Origin of the sequence: Alteromonas sp. 009811495 (assembly GCF_028865455.1) — a bacterium.
Taxonomy (GTDB): domain Bacteria; phylum Pseudomonadota; class Gammaproteobacteria; order Enterobacterales; family Alteromonadaceae; genus Alteromonas.
This window is the reverse complement of sequence record NZ_CP113972.1, coordinates 2,204,992-2,223,186: the sequence shown is the minus strand read 5'-3', so window position 1 is coordinate 2,223,186 and position 18,195 is coordinate 2,204,992. Positions and strand designations below refer to the sequence as shown.

The window sequence follows — 18,195 nt, the reverse complement described above, 5'->3', positions numbered from 1 at the left end:
AGGACTAAAGCCCTAGCTGTCACTAGGGCTTTGTTTTTGGTAGACTCACACTTAAATTTTGGTAACCAAAGACGACATTGTTATGTGGCTATGCCCACTGTGTAAATCGGCTATCTCTTTGCATAGCAAGGCCATAAAATGTGAAAACAATCACAGTTTTGATAAGGCCAAATCCGGGTACGTTAACTTACTACCAGTGCAGTTCAAAAAGTCGAAAGTGCCTGGTGACGATAAAGCGATGGTAAAAGCCCGCCGTGAGTTTCATGAACTCAATGCCTACAAACCACTTAAAGATAGGCTTGTTCAACGCCTAGCACAGCACCTAATACCTTCAAATGATACCGCTTCTCTTGTTGCGGTTTACGATGCTGGATGTGGCGAGGGAAGCTATCTTGATGCCGTGGTCAACGGCCTAAAGCAGTTAGGCTATAACTGTAGTGGAGCGGGTAGTGATATTTCGAAAATTGCGGTGGAGATAGCTTCAAAGGCCTTCAAGACACATCAATTTGTTGTAGCAAGTAGTTTTGATTTGCCGCTTGAGGATGCATCACAAGATGTCATGATCCAAGTGTTTGCTCCGGGAAGCAACAGCGAATATGTACGTGCACTAAAATCTGATGGTTTATTACTTACGGTCGACCCTAGTGCTGATCATTTGTATGAAATAAAGTCACAAATTTACGATAACCCAAAAAAGCACGAATCAAAAGATACGCAAAGGGAGGGCTTACGCGCTGTATTGTCTGAGAGATTAACTTTTCCTATCACTCTTACATCGAAAGCGCACGCGCTAGCACTAATCAAAATGACCCCTTTCTATTGGAAATTACCTCAGGGACGGATTGACGAGATTGTAGAGTTATTGAGTGTAGTGACTGCTGATTTTCATATTCAACTGTGGCAGAAAGCAGAATGAACAAAGCCCTTTTTTTAGACCGTGACGGTGTAATTAATGTCGATCACGGCTATGTAGGACACTATGCAGATTTTCAATACATAGATGGCATTTTCACATTAATCCGTCGCTACCAAGACAGCGGGTTTGTCCCTGTTATTGTCACTAATCAAAGTGGTATAGCGCGGGGCTATTACACTGAATCAGATTTCTGTTTGCTTATGGAGCGTGTGCAGCAAGATTTTAGCGAACATGGCATACACCAAGTGCGCGTATATCATTGCCCACACCACGAACAGGGAAGTGTAGCTCAATTTGCCAGACCGTGTGATTGTAGAAAGCCAGCTCCAGGAATGTTGATTAAGGCACAGCAAGAGCTAAATATTGACGTGGCACGTAGTGTAATGATTGGTGATAGTTGGCGCGACATTGTGGCGGCAGATGCAGCAGGTGTGCGCCGCAGCTTTTACCTAACTAATGGCTCGATTACTCAAGAAATGTTAAAAGAACTTGATGAAAAGCATAGTGTAAATCAAGTGGCTACACTTGTTGAAATACGTGATATAGAAGAAGGAAGGTGAAAGTAATCTCGCGTTACGCGTAACGTAAATTGATAATAAAAAAGGCGCCGGTGTTGGCGCCTATTTTTTAGTTCTGTTTTGAAAAGCGAGATAGGTGTTTTATAGCTTGAGAGAGTAAATCTACATTTAATGCGTCATTACTTCTCTTGCCGGTTCTCATATCGCTTATCTCATAACTACCGTTACTTAATACATCAGTGCGCTTGTTGTCGTGGAACACAACAATACGCTCACCAGATGTACTAACCAGCCATGAACGAGAAGGTGACAGTAAATTTTGGCCAGTTGAATAATACGTTGCTGGCGCTGAGCAACCTAGGGCATTGAGAATTGTTGGCGCTAAATCCTCAGTGCTCGCAAGCGACGCTTTTAAGGGTAAATTACTTAAAAGGTGCCCTTTACCAAATTCACTTGAAAACCCAGTTGCTACAATAACGTCGTGCCCTCGAGATAGTGCATCTGACGCATAGCGATTGATGTCATCGCCATTAAGAAATGCAATATGTAAACCCTGATGATTATTAGTAAGCGGTTGTATATAGCCTGACAGTTGAGGAAGCGGCAATGCAACTTCACTGTGAATAGAAACAGGCATGCCTGAGCCAAGCGGCAACGCTAAAAGAACAGGGCGTTTTTGAGACAACGCGTCTTGGTATATTTCAGGTACACCGAACAACGTGGTCGTAATCAGCCCCTCAATACTACTTGCCGTTGAATAATAGTCACCAATAACATTTAATGACGTATCTGCAAATTCGGGTAATGGACTACTATCGGTTTGCACAACCACAGTAAGATTCTTACTGGTTTCTATAGAACAGTACACAGGTTCCGCAGGGTAGGTAATGCTGTGAATGTCTGGGTTGAATTGAAGCTGCTTACGCTCTTCGTAGGCGGCTAAGTCTAATAACCCATAACGAGACATCGTGGTTTTTGCTGTAGCAGGGTAAGACAATGGAAACATGTTGTCTTGTTTAATGATTGGCTGGTACAACTTAGCATCTGCCCATACATGAATAGCATGACTGGTTACAAAACAACTTACAAAGAACGTTGTGACCGGTATGCCGATTTTATAGCGTGAAAATCGTTCTACTCGCTTCCATATTGCATTGGCAAGCACAAGCTGAAAACCTAACCACACTATGAATAGCAAGAACAAAAACGCCCACTGTTGCCAGTTCTCCATTGCAATTTGGGATTGCGCTTGGTTTTTAAGCAAGTCAGCGGCATAAAAGCTGATGTGAAAACCTGTGCGATTGAACAACAGGGCATCGAACGCCAACAATGCTAATCCTACTGCAGCGATAATGGAGGCACTTGCTTTTATGACTCTTTGGTTACTGACTAAATAGCATAAAGGCAATATAAAAATAACAAAGCCAAAGAAGGTCATAAAGCCGATATGACCGAACCAGTTAGCTAAAAGGTAAAGGGTGCCGACACCCGTACCAGGCATAGGCGACGAGAAGACGAAAATTGACGCTATCACAATGGCAATTATGATATTGGCTAAAGCAAACCAATGGCCCCAATTGACGAGTTTGGTCACACGCTGGCGACGAGGTGATTCGGCAAGTATCATGCGAAACCCCTAGTTGCTCTTGACGCTTTTTTTCAAAACATCGGCAAACTGTGTGGCCATTGCCTCGCGGTTCTCTGGGCTTACTTGCGTATTCAATATATGGGTAATGACATTACCTAACACCATAAGTGAAAGGTCGCGATTTGCACCACCTTCTTCAAGTGTTAAAATAACTTTGTTCATTAGCGCTTCGAATTCGTCGTTGCTATAACGGCTGGTTTGGGGCATTGCTACGCCTCTTTTTTATGATTTCTTTGATAAAAAGAATGGTTTTACTCGTAAAATGATTATAATCGTTGTTTGAGTGAGTACAATCATTCATTCTAAAATCCCGCAAATCTTTGGATATTTCTGACACTTTTTAAGCAACAGGACACCCGATAATCTATGAGTGCACTGATTCATCACTTCGTTGTTCATCGTTTAATCGTTAACAAAGAAGAGAAAATAGAGGCTATTCCTCGCGAAAAATGCTTGGCCGTTACGCCTGAGATCGAGCTTCTTGCTCATCAAATTAATCACAGCTTTAATACAAAGCCAGGTAAAGGGGTAGGTCATTTTATAACTGAAGTGACGCGTGCCACCGAAGTCGAAAACGACGACGGTGAAAAAACAACCCAAGAAAGCACTCAGGATGTATCTGAGTTTGCTGTTGCGTTAAAGCAATACATGGATATCCACAAAGCGGCAGGCGATAATGTCGAAGACGCTTTTCACGGATTTTCAGTCGAGGCCACCAAACGCCTCGTAAAAACGTTGGCGGATACAGGGACAGTCGAAACCGGCTTTCTCATTTTCTGTCAGTACGAGTACTTAGCCACACAATATCTGATGATTACACTGCTTAACACACGTTCTCACGTTGAGGTGACCAATTCATTAGACTTGTCTGCAAGAGAGCACTTGGACCTAGCGAAAATGCAATTGGCCGTACGCTTTGATTTAACGCAGTGGGAAATTCAACCAGAACAACAGCGCTACGTCAGCTTTATAAAGGGGCGTATGGGTAGAAAAGTGTCTGATTTCTTTATGCAGTTTGTGGGCTGCGAAGAGTTAGTTGATGTTAAGCAGCAAAATAAACAGCTTATTTCAACGGTAGACGCTTATTTAGCCAGTGAGTCATTAGATCCTCAAGAGCAACATCAGCATCGCGAAGAAGTAAAAACCTACTTCAAAGAAAAAATTGATGCTGGCGAGAGCCTCTCTGTTGATGAATTAGCCAATCGTTTACCCAGTAATGAAGATACCAGCGCGAACTTCTCTTCATTTACGCAGTCATTAGAGGTACCGCTTGAAAAAGAGATTCAACCAGATCCAGCGGCCCTTAAGCAATTAGCTAAATTTACTGGGCAAGGTGGCGGTGTTTCAATTAGTTTTGAACGAAAATTGATGGGTGAACGCGTATTTTACGATCCGTCAACGGATACCTTAACCATACGTGGTATTCCGCCAAATTTAAAAGATCAGTTGAATCGTCAATCTTCTATGGACTAATCACTGCGCGCAGTGAATAAAAAAAGTATACTAGTAACAGAATATAAACTCGTTCCAAGGGTGTTATGCAATTATTTGTTAATGATCTGACAGTAATGGATTTCTCTTATCTGTGCCCCAAGCGCGGCATGGTAGGTGAAAGCTGGATTGTCGATGTGGTGTTGGACGGTGAGCTCAACGAAGAGAGCATGGTTCAGGACTTTGGTCACGTCAAAAAAAACCTAAAGCGGTTAATAGACGAATATGTTGATCACAAACTTCTCGTACCTGCTGAATACAGTGGAGCAGAAGTCATTCACGATGACGTAAGCGAGCAAGTTGAAGTTAGATTTACTTGTGAAGACGCGCGCAGCATTATGCTGCATTGTCCGGCTGAGGCGTACGCTTTTGTGTATAGCGATGTCATAGACATGGAATCGGTTGGCGTGTATCTAAAAGAGGTACTTGCTACACATTTACCTGAAAACGTAGACAACATTACGTTGAATTTGCGTGCAGAAGTCATTAATACGCCGTTCTACCATTATACTCACGGGCTTAAAAAGCACGATGGTAATTGCCAGCGCATCGCACACGGCCACCGTTCTAAAATTGATATTATTATCGATGGTAAGCCGTGCATGGAAAGCCAAGCATACTGGGCAAAGCGGTGGGAAGATATCTACATAGCTACGCGCGAAGATGAGATTGACTATCAAAAGCGCCAGCTTCAAGGGACAGTTGCATCGCCTTCTGATTATTATTGCTTTGCCTATGAGTCATCACAAGGCTATTTTGAGTTACTTATGCCAAAAGCTGATTGTGAAGTGATTGACACTGATTCAACGGTAGAATGTCTTGCTCAGTACCTGTTGCAAGAGCAAAAAAAGCGCACACCTGATGGTATCTGCCAAGTTATCGCTTATGAAGGTGTAGGAAAAGGCGCGACAGTTAAAGGCTAAACGGTAGCAACGGATAGTGTAAGGACAAAGTAATGTTGAACTTGGCTAAGCGTAATCTTGTAAATGTGTTAAGTGCAGCGGTAATCACATTAGGTTTAGGTTCTTTTGCAGCAATTACAGTAGGTGTACCAGCAGCATTTGCTAGTGACTCTATAGAAAGTTCTGCAGAAGACGTACTGGTACTCAATGGTAAACTAACACAGGGAGCACTTGTACGCGGCCAGGTTCCCGCTGGTGCCACGGTATTTCTAAATGATGCAAAGGTGGAAACTAACCGCGCTGGAAAGTTTGCTATTGGCTTTGAGCGCGAGGCCCCCTTGTCGCAGCAATTACGTGTTGAATTACCCACTGGCGAGGCAATAACACGAACACTTACACTACAAAAGCGTGAATATAATATTCAACGTATTGATGGTCTTGAACAAAAAATGGTGACACCGCCCGCTGAGGTCACCGCTCGCATTAAACGTGACAACATTAATGTCGCTAACGCCCGCAGTTCTAATACTGACATTGATGCATTGTTTACGCGTTTTGAATGGCCTGCCACGGGTCCTATCTCTGGTGTTTATGGCAGTCAACGAATACTAAATGGCGTTCCTAAATGGCCGCATTATGGCGTTGATATTGCGGGGCCTACCGGCACACCGGTATATGCTCCCGTTGATGGTATTGTGACGTTAGCAGATGATCTTTATTACTCTGGTAATACCTTAATTTTAGATCATGGGATGACGGTGTTTTCTACCTTTCTTCATCTTGACACTATCACCGTAAGCGTTGGTGATAAGGTTAAACAGGGCGAACAAATTGGAACCATTGGTTCAACTGGCCGTTCAACTGGGCCGCACTTAGATTGGCGTATTAACTTAGGCAAAGTGCGCTTAGACCCTCAAACTGTTGTTGCAGGTTCGCCGGAATCGTCTGAAAACTAGTACAACACGGTGCGCTATGTTCTAGAAGGCGTTTCACCAATTGGCAAAATTACGTAATAAAATACGAAAAACGTAAAAGCCAGATGATAACTAGTTAACAGCTAGCCAGTGTGCCAACTTTTCACTATCGACAATTTCAAAATATGCCATTTCTTGACGCGCAGGTATAATTGGCAAGTCTAGTGTTAATAATCTACCGTCGCGTATTACAGTCACATTCACGCAATCATCTTTAGTGGTATCGAGAATCCTCTGTAACTTCTGTGCGTTTACCACATGTTGGTTAACCGCAATGATAATATCATTCACCAAGATGCCGGCCTGCTGTGCGGCTAGGCCTTCGAAGACTTGCATTACCGTTAAACCAAGTTGTTCAGATTTTAGTGTGGCACCTAATTGATGGTGAATTGGTTTTTGTGTTGTTAATCCACCTTTATCATCACCAGAAACTCGCGCTCGCGTTTTATATTCCACGCCCATTTGAGTGACAATTTCATGTAAAGCCACATCTTGTGTACCGTAAACAACCGCGTCTAAATAGTGACTTACATCTATACCAAAATGTGTTCTACACAGTTTTTGTATTACATCGTCTGGTGTACCAATTTCACCTTTTCCGTAGTGTTCCCACAGCAGCTTCATCAGGCTGTCGATGTTATATGTGCCGTTACTTTCACTTCGAAGGAGTAAGTCTAAACCAAGGGCGATAATGCCACCTTTTGTGTAGTAACTTACAATATTGTTGGGTGCACTGGCATCTTGTTTATAAAACTTGGTCCATGCGTCAAAGCTACTTTCTGCAGCACTTTGCTTATGTCTACCTTCGTTTTGTAATAAGCGACTGACATTTTGAGCCACAATATCGAGGTATTTTTGTTCGCTAATCACACCAGTTCGTGCAAGCGTTACATCGTCGTAAAAGCTGGTAAAACCTTCGTATATCCACAATTGATTGGTATAGGTTTCACACGATAAATCCGGTGTAACCATAACTTCTGGTTTTATTCGCTTTACATGCCAAGTATGAAAAAATTCATGGCTGCAAAGGCTCAAAAAGGTAATGTAACCATCCGTTTTTGTTTCACTTTCGCCTATTAAAGGTAAATCAAAACGAGGATAAAGGAGTGCTGTAGAATATTTGTGCTCAAGTCCGCCAAAGCCATTATCTGCCAGCAAAGTCATAAACAAATAATCTTTTATGGGGTGTGGCTCACCAAATAAATTAAGATGGTGGCGACAAATAGGCGTGAGATCACACGCTATCCGCGCGTAATCAATATTATTATGGCCAGAAAATAATAAGGTAAAGTCAACACCGTCAACCGTGAAGGTATAGGTGTCAGCTTCGCCAACATAGATGGGATGGTCGATAAACTCTAAGTAATTCTCTGCACAAAAATACCATGTTGTTGCGACATCATCTGAGCTTATTGCACCGTTTACCGGCATTGATGTGTAGGCTTTCCAGTTTGCAAGGTGAGCATCGCACTTGGGCACGATTACCTTTAAAGTGCATGGAGCATTAGGTAATTCATCAACACTTAAAAAGGCACTAGTGCCATTTATGAATGCGTATTCATCATTAATAAACGCAGAGCGAATAGATAAATCATTTGCGTGAATCACGTAGGAAATTTGGCAAGGCTTACCTTGCGTGTGGACTCGCCATGTCTGCTTATCCTGTTTATCTATAGTGAGCGCCGTGTCTGCATTCGTCGCATTAATTGTTACTACGCTTTTTGCAAAATCACGGACCATATAACTACCTGGTATCCAACTAGGCAGGGAAAGTGTAATGAGTTTGTGGTCATGCTCAGGAATGCTTAACGTTACAGAAAACTCATTGGCACGCCAATTTGAAAGCGAGAGGGCGTAATGCAATGTTGAAGAGGCCATAAAACAACCTTTACGTGTGGATAATACTGATTACCCATACTATACAATGTATTAGCACGGTCTTAAATCAATTAACCATGATGCACATCAACCTAGGTCTATGAACATTTTGTCACTCACCGTAAAACAGGTTACATTGGTGTTATATCGTATAAACGTAAGAAAAATAGTCATAAAATGCCTGAGCAGATGCAAAGTAAACTGATAAGTTCTGAAGGTCTAGCATCCCTTAAAACTCTTGACCCGGGTGATGTAGTTGACTTGCAGATAGCCATGCCAGCTGCACCGAAACGAGTAAAAACAGAGTACGTTGGCATGCTAGTGGACGAATGTTTGTTGTTTCACATTCCTAATTCTGCGAAGTGGATCACTGTTCGAGATGCGCTGACTGTTGGTAATGATGTAGTAGTGCGCTCTGTATTAGAAGGTGACACCGGGCAGGTGATTGCGTTTCGTGTAAAAGTACTAAAACTGATGTCTAAGCCGTCTGGTCTGCTGGTGACGACGTTTCCTCGCCGTATTGAAAGCATTGGCCTTCGCTCAGCGAAAAGGGTGCAGTTGGGTATTTCCGTATCATTAAAGTCAGAGGTTTACCCTGATGATGAAACTGTGTCGGGCATAATTGTCGATATATCACCTAAAGGTTGTAAAGTTGCGCTTCAGGTAAAGCCAAACTGGGAAATCATGATAGATGAGTCAAAGGTTTTTCTTAACTATGCACTAGACTCAGAAGAAGTGTCGCTACAAGCTAAGGTAAAAAATCATAAGCTTGAGAAAGATATCGTGTACTACGGTCTTGCTTTTGATTGTGACGAAAAACTTGTGAACACGTTACTTTCACGGCATACGTTAATAAGCTAAGCACAGATGAATTTGCTTTTTTGCTTCGTGTTAATTCACGAGCACCCTGTAACTTAAAATAAAAACAGACAGAAATGGGGAGTGATTTATGAGAAGTATCGAACGACTACTGCTGCAATACGGTGAAAGCCATCAAAATAAAACAAATGTACTCATTCATGCTATCGCGGTACCAAGCATTTATTTCGTCACGTTAGGCCTTTTGTGGAGCGTGCCGGTACCTGATTTTATTGCACAGTTTTCAGTAACATGGGCACACATTCTCGCAGTACCTGTATTGTATTATTACTTTTCACTGTCTGGTCCTATTGGCGCTGCCATGACCCTATTAACTCTTGCCTGTTTTGGCGGTGTTAACTTATTAGTGTGGCTAAACATTTCGGTGTGGAAGTTCTGTTTGACTTTATTTGTTGTAATGTGGATTCTGCAATTCATCGGTCACAAGATAGAAGGGAAAAAACCGTCATTTTTTGAGGATTTACGGTTTCTGTTAGTCGGCCCTGCATGGTGGTGGGTTCATTGGCTCAAGCGACTAAATATTAGCTACTAGGTCAATACGCCCTCGTAATATCTCGCAGGTAAATGACAAAGATTGTCATTTACCTGCGACCAGTCGCATAGCATGCACGACCAAGGCGCTATGGGGATATCATTGCTTGCGTATAATCATCTATATAAGTTTCTAAATTGGTATTTTTGTGAGTCGCTTTCAGCGTGTAATCGAAAGTAATGAACGTTTGTTTTGGACTTTGCACAGTGCAGGCTGGGCAGGGTTCGCGATCATTTATTATATCGGGTCGTTTCTTCACGACGTTCGGCCTATTTGGGTATTTATCATATTACTCAATGCATATGCAGGGTGGTTGCTAACCATTCCGTTGCGGTACGTTTATCGCTGGGCGCGTAAGCAGTCGCCACTGAATATGATAATCATCGTTATCATTTCATGTTATTTAATTGCCTTACTTTGGGCAGTAGTTAAGAACATCAATTATTGGGAAATTTATAAACACGGCTACCGCCCTGATGAGTGGTACATGTATTTTACCAATACTATCAACTCACTTATCATGGTGGGATGTTGGAGTGGTGTATACTTTGGCATCAAGAACTTCCAAATGCTTCAAAAAGAGAAGCAAAATGCGCTTAAAGCCAGCACCATGGCGCATCAGGCGCATATTAAAATGCTTCGTTATCAGCTGAATCCTCACTTCCTGTTCAATACGCTCAACGCGATATCTACGTTGGTATTACTTAAGGAAAATGATACTGCCGAAGCGATGGTTTCCCGTTTAAGCGACTTCTTGCGTTATTCATTGGATAATGACCCCATAAAACGCGTGCCATTAGGTCAAGAAATTAAAGCGCTTAGACTATACTTAGAAATCGAAAAAGTGCGCTTTGACGATCGTTTAGAAGTGGTGTGGGATATAGACGAGCAGTGTGACGGAGCATTAGTTCCTAGCATGATACTGCAACCCATTATTGAGAACGCGATAAAACACGCGATTTCAAAAATGGAAAACGGCGGCCGTATTTCAATTACTGCGCGTACATTCGGCAATGACTTACTAATGGATGTTGCTGATAATGGTCCAGGCGCCGATATTAAAGATGGACAGCTTAGCCGTGAAAATGGTGTGGGTCTTGCCAACATTAAAGAGCGCCTGCAGTCGTTGTATCACCGAAATTTCGCATTTTCAATTGAACACAATCAGCCGTCTGGTGTACGTGTAAGAATACGCATACCATACGAAGTAAAGGACGTATAACATGACAAAGCGAGTAATAAAAACCATTGTAGTGGATGATGAGCCTTTAGCACGCAGAGGTTTGCGCGCTAGATTGGAACGTCATGACGATGTACAGGTGCTTGCTGAATGTCAAAATGGTTTAGAAGCCGTTAGCAGTATCTCTCAACACAGACCAGACTTAGTATTTTTGGATATTCAAATGCCAGGGCTCAATGGCTTCCAAGTAATTCATAAGTTACGTGAGTTAAAACAACCTATTCCAATGATTGTTTTTGTCACGGCTTATGACAGCTACGCAATTAAAGCATTTGATATACATGCGTTAGATTACTTACTTAAACCCGCTGATGATGAGCGTTTAGGCGCTGCACTGGATAAAGTACGTGAATATTTCTCAACGCAGCATCAAGATGAACAATCACAGAAACTGGTCAGCTTGGTGGCTGAATTAACCGGTGACGACTGTGAGGAAATTCTTCGAAAGCTTGCCAATGGCGAGCCAGTAGAAACTAACCCATATCCAGACGTATTAGCCATTAAGGATGGTTCAGAGGTAACACGGGTAAACGTACAAGATATTCAATGGATTGATGCCGCAGGTGACTATATGTGTGTTCATGCGCTTGATGGCATGCATATTATGCGCAAAACGATGAAAGAGTTGGAACAAGAACTCAACCCGCAGTTTTTCGTGCGTGTGCATCGCTCGGCCATTGCCAATATACGCTTCGTGAAGAAGTTAGTGAGTCATATTAGCGGTGAGTATCACCTAATCTTACAAAACGATACTGAGCTTAAAGTAAGTCGTAGTCACAGAGATAAAGTTAAAGCTGCAATGAAAATGTAGCGGTTATCTAAAGCTGATAATATCAAAAGCGTACTTCTCAAAAGTACGTTTTTTTTTGCATAAAATTAGCCTTATGGGTTGATAGTACTCTAAATTCCTTTGTTTTATACTTAAACGACTAAGCCGTTGTACTCAAAATAGTAGTGTAATGGACTACAGAATAATAAATGGAGATTGCTAATGAAAAATATGGCTGCGGTATCGGGCTTATTGCTTGGCGTTTTAGCGTTATCGTCGTGTGCTACCCTTGATAAGGACGAGTGCATGACGGCTGACTGGTACTCAATAGGTTTTGAAGATGGCTCGAAAGGGCGCTCCGAAAATTATCTTTCAAAACACAGAAAGGCGTGTGCAAAACATGGTGTAACGCCTGATTTTAACCAATATAGCCAGGGCCATAACAGAGGAACCGATAGTTTTTGTACGCCTGATAGGGCGCTGCGTATGGCGGCCGATGGTAGTCAGTTTCCCCAAGGTTGTGCAACTGACACTTATGAAGCGTTTGCTGTTGCCTTTGGTCAAGGTGAGCAAGTTTACGCGGCGAAGTTGGCAGTAGAAGCTGTAGAGCAAGCGCTACATGATGTCGAATACACAGTAGAAGAATTACAGCAACAAATCGCAGAAAATGAAGCGGCTATTGTGTCTGATGCCACAACTCAAGAAACACGTAGACAGTTATTGGACGACAATAGAGCACTGCAATTAGAGATTGACGCGCTATATGCTGAGCATGCTTTGCTATTAGAACACTTAGATGAAAAGGATATCGAGCTAAGGCAGCTCCTTAATTACTATGGCCTTTCTGGACTTAAATAGCGCTCGATAGGGAAGCTGTAATAGTCGTGAATCGCAAGCACTAGCGGGCAGCTAAACGCTTAACGAGTGCTTGCGATTAAATGTTCGATTAATATCGTTCGTTCATTAATGACTTCATTGCACAAATTTGAGCGTCGTTTAAAGGCTTAGCGTGTTTCCAAGTTTCTTCTAATGGCACAATGACAGGTCGTTGGTTAACTTCCCCTACCATAATGTTGGTGTGATTAGTTCCCACTAAACTAATAGCAAACTCACCGAGGGTTGTTGCTAGCAGCCTGTCTTGGCTAACGGGTGAGCCGCCGCGCTGTACGTGCCCCAAGGTCACTGGCCTAACATCATCAATTCCTTTATTGTTAAGCGCATTGCTTAGCCCCAAAAGCCCTTCTGGCCAAACGTTTTCGGCAACCACAATAATGAAACTTAGAGCGCCTTGTTGTTCGCGGCGTGCTTTAATCTGTTTTACTATCCTATTAAGCTCATCATCTGTGGTTTTAAAAAACTCTGGCACAATGACATAGTCAGCAGCCGAGGCTATCGCTGCATTTAACGCTAAAAAACCCGCATGTCGACCCATAACTTCCACTAAAAATATCCGTTCAAATGCATCTGCGGTATCGCGTACTTTATCGATAGAACTCATTGCGGTATCGATAGCGGTGTAATAGCCAATAGTGGCGTCTGTACCTGCTATATCATTGTCAATTGTGCCTGGGATCCCAATAATTTGTCCGTCCCAAAACTGGCTGAGGTGAGCCGCGCCTTTAAACGAACCATCGCCACCAATTACAACAAGGGTGTCTACTTTTGCCTTCCTTAGATTGTTCGCGGCTTGCTTTGCACCAGCGTCAGTCTTGAATGATTTACAGCGAGCGCTGCGCAAAATGGTGCCACCTTGTTGAATAAGGTTATGGGTTGTGTCGAAGCTAAGCGAAATAAACTCTTGCTCAAGCAATCCATTGTAGCCGTGTTTGTATCCCAGTAGTTCGTAACCTTCACATTTGCACTTAATAATTGCAGCACGCAAGCAAGCATTCATACCGGGTGCATCACCACCTGAAGTGAGTATCGCGACACGTTTTGACACAAATAAATCCTTCTAAAAAGACGTAAGTAGCTCGTAATCTAATGTTAGTACGTAGTAGTAAAGTAGATCATGCCACCATTAAGGTAAAGTGTTACTAAATAAAACTTTTTTGGCACTTTTGGAAATTTTGTTGTCTACATGCTAACTCATTACAGGGTGTTAGATGTTGACCCACATCACAGTTGGATAACCAACCGTTTAAGGAAAAGCGTTATGCGTTTGTTTGTTGTCGTTGTTTTTGTATCACTAATTTCTGCATGTAGCTCAAAGTTTGCCTACGATAATTTAGATTGGTGGGTGTACTGGTATCTTGATGACTATATTGAACTAAATAATAAGCAAGAAGAGCAATTTGATAGCTATTTACAGAAGTGGCTTAGTTGGCATAAGCAATCAGAATTAACTCGCTACAAAGCGCACCTACAGCAAGTCAAATCGCAAGTGATTAACAATGAGATGGATTACGACACAATCTACGCGCACATTGATATGGCTAAGGCTCACTGGGAGAGAGTGAGAGATGAAATTAGTCCTCAACTTGCAATACTTGCAAAAGAGTTAAGTGATGATCAAGTCGTACAGTTGTTTGCGGCACTTGAAAAAGATAACAAAGAAGAAGAAAAAGAGCGTAAAGAGAAGTTAGAGGAGAGTGCAGCCAAGCGCCTTGAGTCACGCATAGAGCGCATGGAAGAAAGCGTAGAAGAGCGAATTGGCAAGCTATCACAACCCCAAAAACAGATAATAGCCAGTTATGCGCAGCAGTTTGTCTCTACATCTGAAGAGTGGCTGAAATACCAAAGAGACATTCAAAATGCTGCAAGGCGTATTTTTGTAACCAGAAGCACAAATACCAACTTTGCAAATGACTTAACAACCCTGATGCAAAATCCAGAGCAATATCGCAGTGACGCGTTTAAACAAGCAAGTGCGCATAATACCAAGCTAACAGCAACAATGATGGCTGAACTCTTTACGACATTAAGTGCAAAACAAAAAGAAAAGCTAGTTAATGAATTAGACGAGTTAATCGATACTGTGGCTAAATTTCAGCGGTAGTGTAGTGGGTCTGCATAAATTCGAGTGAACTTTGTTAGCTAGATTTTTCAGACCCTTTCGTTGTGAACTGGCTTTAATGTAAGGAATATTGCCTATAGCCGTACCTTGAACTCACACACACTAAAAGTGCGGAATAGGCAAGAGGCTTATCCCGATTGGACTGTTAGTTTGGTTAATTCTATGTTCTCTCACATGAAAGTTAAGGTTTTATACACAACGTCGAAATGACATTTCAGGCAATCAGTTCGTTGTTTTAGGCAAACATTCTTATCGCTCACTTACTAAACTTAATCCTGTAGCAAATGCTGATGGAACAATAAGTCGGTTCAGCATCAACAGGTGTTTTTAGTTAAGGAGCGTTTAACATGAAAAAAGTCAACTTCCCGAATACAAATGGTCTTGATATAACGATGGCTGGAATGGTCTTTTTTCCGAAAGACTTTGATGAGTCTCAGACTTATCCAGCAGTTGTTGTTTCACACCCAGGGGGTGGTGTAAAAGAGCAAACTGCAGGTACTTATGCAGAAAAAATAGCTGAAAATGGCTTCATCGCACTTGCATATGATGCCTCTTACCAAGGTGAGAGTGGAGGCATACCGCGTCAACTAGAAAACCCTCATGTACGTACCGAAGACGTGAGTGCAGCAATTGATTATTTAACGACATTGCCCTATGTGGACAACAACCGCATCGGTGCTATGGGCATTTGTGCTGGTGCGGGCTATACCGCTAATGCAGCAATCAATGATAGACGTATAAAAGCCATCGGCACAGTTAGCATGGTAAATATTGGCCAAATGTTCAGAAACGGTTGGGACAACAACGTGAAAGACAGTGATGCATTGCCATATTTACAGGCCGGTTCTGACTCAAGAACGTCAGACGCAAGTGGTAATGATACCGCCACCATGCCAATGGCTCCGCTGAAAGAGGAAGATGCGCCAAACGAGGAACTCCGTCAGGCATGGGAGTATTACCACACCGACCGAGCGGCCTATTGCACTGCGCCTGGTCATGGTACAGCCCGAAGTCTAACGCAACTGATCAGTTACGATGCTTTCTTTAAAGCAGAAGCATTTCTAACTCAGCCGTTATTAACCGTTGTTGGTTCCGATGCCGGTAGTAAATGGATGAGTGATAATCTAATGGAGCGTGCGGCATCAACAGACAAAACAATGCATATCGTTGACGGTGCAAACCACATGGACTTGTACGATGGTCAAGACGAAATGGAGAGTGCTATCAGTGCACTAGCACCTTTCTTCACCCGTACCTTAGGTTAATTTTTAGCTTATAGGAGGCACTCGTTGCCTCTTATAAGCGGAGAAATATGATGAACAGTCACAACGTAACGTTTCAAAATCATAACATGAATTGGCCAATGGCCGCGTTGGTTCTATATCCGGATGACTTTGACCAAAACTCATCTTATCCGACGGTAATCAGCGTGCATCCGTTTGGTAGTTGTAAAGAGCAAACTTCTGGCACCATCTACGGCAAAGCACTAGTAAAAGCGGGGTACGTCGTTATAGCTTTTGACGCGAGTTTTCAGGGGGAATCTGGTGGTACTCCGAGATACATCGAAGACCCTTCGCAACGAGTGGAAGATATCAGCCGGGCTATCGATTATGCTGTATCGCTTCCTTATGTGGATTCAAACCGAATAGCTGGTATAGGTGTTTGCGGAGGCGGTGCTTACGTAATTAGCGCAGCATTAACCGAAAAACGTTTACAGGCGGTTGTGGGCATCACGCCTGTTAATCTGGGGCGGCTGTTTCGGGAAGGTTTCAGTGAATATAATCCTTTAGGCGTATTAAGTTCTATGGCTGAACAGCGTACAAAAGAAGCTAGGGGCAAAGCATTACAGGTTAATGAACTATTGCCACCATCTCTTGCTACAGCGACTGAATTGGGGCTGACAGAGAGAGACGTTTATGAAGCGACTGAATACTACAAGACATCGAGGGGGCAAAGCGAAGGTGGAGCTACCAAGATGGTATTCTCAAATGCGCAACGAATACTTAGTTGGGATGCGTTTGCTTTTGCCGAAACGCTATTGACACAACCAGTTATGACCGTAGTCGGAAAGAAGGTTGGCGCCTTTGGTGCGTATCGGGATGGTTTGGAAATCTATGGTAAAGCAATAGCCAGTAAAGACCGTCAACTCGTTGAATTAGATGATATTTCTCATTATGATTTATACGACAGAAACCAGCCCGTTTCTCTGGCGATGGAACAAATTTTACCATTTTTAGAAAAGCACGTTTAAGGAGCGTCAGTGAACCTAAGTGTGCTTAGGTTCACCATAATAGCTTTACAGCCCGGCACCACCTATTTTGACAAATTGCTAAGACAGTACATTCACTAATAAACAGGTCCTAGTATTTAATAGTATGTGTGTTAAACAATTTACCTACAAGTTTGAATCGTCGGTGAAACTAACTAACTCGTTACTTTTACGTACTAGGTGATAAAAAAACAAAGTTGAAAACAGCGTGTCTTAAAGCAAATGCATATAAAGTATGTTCAAAAATATCAGAGAGTATTCAATGAATCCTGAGCAGAAATCGGTTACAAGCAATGAGCTTTTTCAACTGTTAGAATCGTTCACCAGAAAAGAAGGGGACTTTGAATCGGGCATACAAGGTCTTACCGTACATGTACGCAATGCCCCAACGGAACCCTTACATTGCATCTATACACTTAGCCTGGCAGTTGTACTGCAAGGCGGCAAAGAAATTCTGCAAGATAATGAAGTTACCCACTGCACAGCGGGACAGGCAATGTTGACTACTTTTGATCTTCCAGTTGTCTCACATGTTTCTAGCGCCTCTCGACACTCGCCTTTTTTAGCATTGATATTGAAAATGGATTACTCACTTATTATGCAAACTTGCGCGGAGTTAAAACTATCAAAACCACCTAAAGATATACGATTTAAAGCATTGACATCATATGAAGTCGATGAAGGTCTTTTAGATGCATTCAAGCGAATGCTGACCCTTGAGAAACAATCAACAATTAAAGCAGGCATATTGCCGCTCATTCAAAAGGAGATTGTGCTGCGCCTACTAGATAGTCCTCATGGTATGCATCTTCGCCATTTGGCGGCGCTAGGCTCACCAAATGGGAATGTTTTGAAAGCTATAACGTGGTTAAAACAGAATTTTGCTCAGGGCATCGGCATGAATGAGTTGGCTGAAAAAGCACACATGAGTGCATCTACATTCAGGCAACATTTCAAGGCCCTAACTGGAACAAGTCCATTGCAGTATCAGAAAACACTTCGTCTTCAAGAGGCGAGGGATCAGATGCTTATGAATGGGCTAGATGCAACACAAGCTTGTTCTGCTGTAGGCTATGAAAGTTCTACACAATTCAGTCGTGAGTACAGCAGGCTATTTGGGTTGCCCCCTCAAAAGGACATACAGCGATTGAAGAACATATAAA

Annotated in this window: 18 protein-coding genes; 14 read left to right on the top strand and 4 right to left on the bottom strand. The window is 42.5% G+C overall.

All coding sequences use genetic code 11. The features are described from left to right. Positions 1 to 82 precede the first annotated feature (82 nt). A complete protein-coding gene (locus OZ660_RS10210; protein WP_342455318.1) occupies positions 83 to 916 on the top strand; it encodes a putative RNA methyltransferase in 834 nt (277 codons plus the stop codon). Then, positions 913 to 1,476, top strand: a complete 564-nt coding sequence (locus OZ660_RS10205; RefSeq protein ID WP_274740801.1) for a D-glycero-alpha-D-manno-heptose-1,7-bisphosphate 7-phosphatase — start codon at positions 913 to 915, stop codon at positions 1,474 to 1,476. The genes OZ660_RS10210 and OZ660_RS10205 overlap by 4 nt, the downstream gene beginning before the upstream one ends. A 67-nt stretch (positions 1,477 to 1,543) precedes the next feature. On the opposite strand, the gene OZ660_RS10200 is transcribed toward OZ660_RS10205, so the two are convergent. Next, complete coding sequence (locus OZ660_RS10200) at positions 1,544 to 3,061, bottom strand: DUF3413 domain-containing protein (protein WP_202261502.1); 1,518 nt, start codon at positions 3,059 to 3,061, stop codon at positions 1,544 to 1,546. Between the two features lie 9 nt (positions 3,062 to 3,070). Further along, positions 3,071 to 3,289, bottom strand: a complete 219-nt coding sequence (locus OZ660_RS10195) for a DUF1414 domain-containing protein (protein WP_202261501.1) — start codon at positions 3,287 to 3,289, stop codon at positions 3,071 to 3,073. A gap of 159 nt (positions 3,290 to 3,448) precedes the next feature. Between OZ660_RS10195 and yejK the strand changes: the two genes are divergently transcribed. From yejK to OZ660_RS10180, 3 genes are all read left to right on the top strand, one after another. Beyond that, the gene (gene yejK / locus OZ660_RS10190; protein WP_226434337.1) at positions 3,449 to 4,555 is read left to right on the top strand and encodes a nucleoid-associated protein YejK; all 1,107 of its coding nucleotides are present in this window, start codon (positions 3,449 to 3,451) and stop codon (positions 4,553 to 4,555) included. 65 nt (positions 4,556 to 4,620) lie between these two features. Then, positions 4,621 to 5,496, top strand: coding sequence for a 6-carboxytetrahydropterin synthase (locus OZ660_RS10185; protein ID WP_159624398.1), 876 nt, complete (start codon positions 4,621 to 4,623; stop codon positions 5,494 to 5,496). A 32-nt stretch (positions 5,497 to 5,528) separates the two neighbouring features. Then, positions 5,529 to 6,431, top strand: a complete 903-nt coding sequence (locus tag OZ660_RS10180; protein ID WP_274740800.1) for a M23 family metallopeptidase — start codon at positions 5,529 to 5,531, stop codon at positions 6,429 to 6,431. 90 nt (positions 6,432 to 6,521) lie between these two features. Here the strand turns inward: OZ660_RS10180 and OZ660_RS10175 are convergent, their stop codons facing one another. Continuing rightward, a complete protein-coding gene (locus tag OZ660_RS10175; protein ID WP_274743416.1) occupies positions 6,522 to 8,327 on the bottom strand; it encodes a M61 family metallopeptidase in 1,806 nt (601 codons plus the stop codon). 177 nt (positions 8,328 to 8,504) lie between these two features. On the opposite strand from OZ660_RS10175, the gene OZ660_RS10170 reads away from it, so the two are divergent. The 5 genes from OZ660_RS10170 to OZ660_RS10150 all read left to right on the top strand — a co-directional run bounded on the left by OZ660_RS10170 (position 8,505) and on the right by OZ660_RS10150 (position 12,605). Further along, complete coding sequence (locus OZ660_RS10170) at positions 8,505 to 9,188, top strand: PilZ domain-containing protein (RefSeq protein ID WP_202261497.1); 684 nt, start codon at positions 8,505 to 8,507, stop codon at positions 9,186 to 9,188. A gap of 88 nt (positions 9,189 to 9,276) precedes the next feature. Continuing rightward, positions 9,277 to 9,738 (top strand): Mpo1 family 2-hydroxy fatty acid dioxygenase, encoded by a 462-nt coding sequence (locus OZ660_RS10165; RefSeq protein ID WP_202261495.1) that lies wholly within the window; start codon positions 9,277 to 9,279, stop codon positions 9,736 to 9,738. 148 nt (positions 9,739 to 9,886) lie between these two features. Then, positions 9,887 to 10,960 (top strand): sensor histidine kinase, encoded by a 1,074-nt coding sequence (locus OZ660_RS10160; RefSeq protein ID WP_274743415.1) that lies wholly within the window; start codon positions 9,887 to 9,889, stop codon positions 10,958 to 10,960. A gap of 1 nt (position 10,961) precedes the next feature. Continuing rightward, on the top strand, positions 10,962 to 11,789 hold the full coding sequence (locus tag OZ660_RS10155; RefSeq protein ID WP_159624409.1) for a LytR/AlgR family response regulator transcription factor: 828 nt from the start codon (positions 10,962 to 10,964) through the stop codon (positions 11,787 to 11,789). A gap of 180 nt (positions 11,790 to 11,969) precedes the next feature. Then, positions 11,970 to 12,605, top strand: coding sequence for a DUF2799 domain-containing protein (locus tag OZ660_RS10150; RefSeq protein WP_274743414.1), 636 nt, complete (start codon positions 11,970 to 11,972; stop codon positions 12,603 to 12,605). Between the two features lie 88 nt (positions 12,606 to 12,693). Here OZ660_RS10150 and OZ660_RS10145 read toward each other — a convergent pair whose 3' ends face one another. Continuing rightward, entirely contained in the window at positions 12,694 to 13,689 is a 996-nt protein-coding gene (locus tag OZ660_RS10145; RefSeq protein ID WP_202261491.1) for an ATP-dependent 6-phosphofructokinase, read from the bottom strand. A 213-nt stretch (positions 13,690 to 13,902) separates the two neighbouring features. On the opposite strand from OZ660_RS10145, the gene OZ660_RS10140 reads away from it, so the two are divergent. The 4 genes from OZ660_RS10140 to OZ660_RS10125 all read left to right on the top strand — a co-directional run bounded on the left by OZ660_RS10140 (position 13,903) and on the right by OZ660_RS10125 (position 18,194). After that, positions 13,903 to 14,745 carry a DUF6279 family lipoprotein gene (locus OZ660_RS10140; protein ID WP_274743413.1) on the top strand — a complete coding sequence of 281 codons (843 nt, stop codon included), beginning with the start codon at positions 13,903 to 13,905 and terminating at the stop codon, positions 14,743 to 14,745. Between the two features lie 365 nt (positions 14,746 to 15,110). After that, entirely contained in the window at positions 15,111 to 16,028 is a 918-nt protein-coding gene (locus OZ660_RS10135) for an alpha/beta hydrolase (protein ID WP_274743412.1), read from the top strand. A gap of 47 nt (positions 16,029 to 16,075) precedes the next feature. Next, positions 16,076 to 17,014 carry an alpha/beta hydrolase gene (locus OZ660_RS10130; RefSeq protein ID WP_274743411.1) on the top strand — a complete coding sequence of 313 codons (939 nt, stop codon included), beginning with the start codon at positions 16,076 to 16,078 and terminating at the stop codon, positions 17,012 to 17,014. A gap of 280 nt (positions 17,015 to 17,294) precedes the next feature. Beyond that, positions 17,295 to 18,194 (top strand): AraC family transcriptional regulator, encoded by a 900-nt coding sequence (locus OZ660_RS10125; protein WP_274743410.1) that lies wholly within the window; start codon positions 17,295 to 17,297, stop codon positions 18,192 to 18,194. Position 18,195 lies beyond the last annotated feature (1 nt).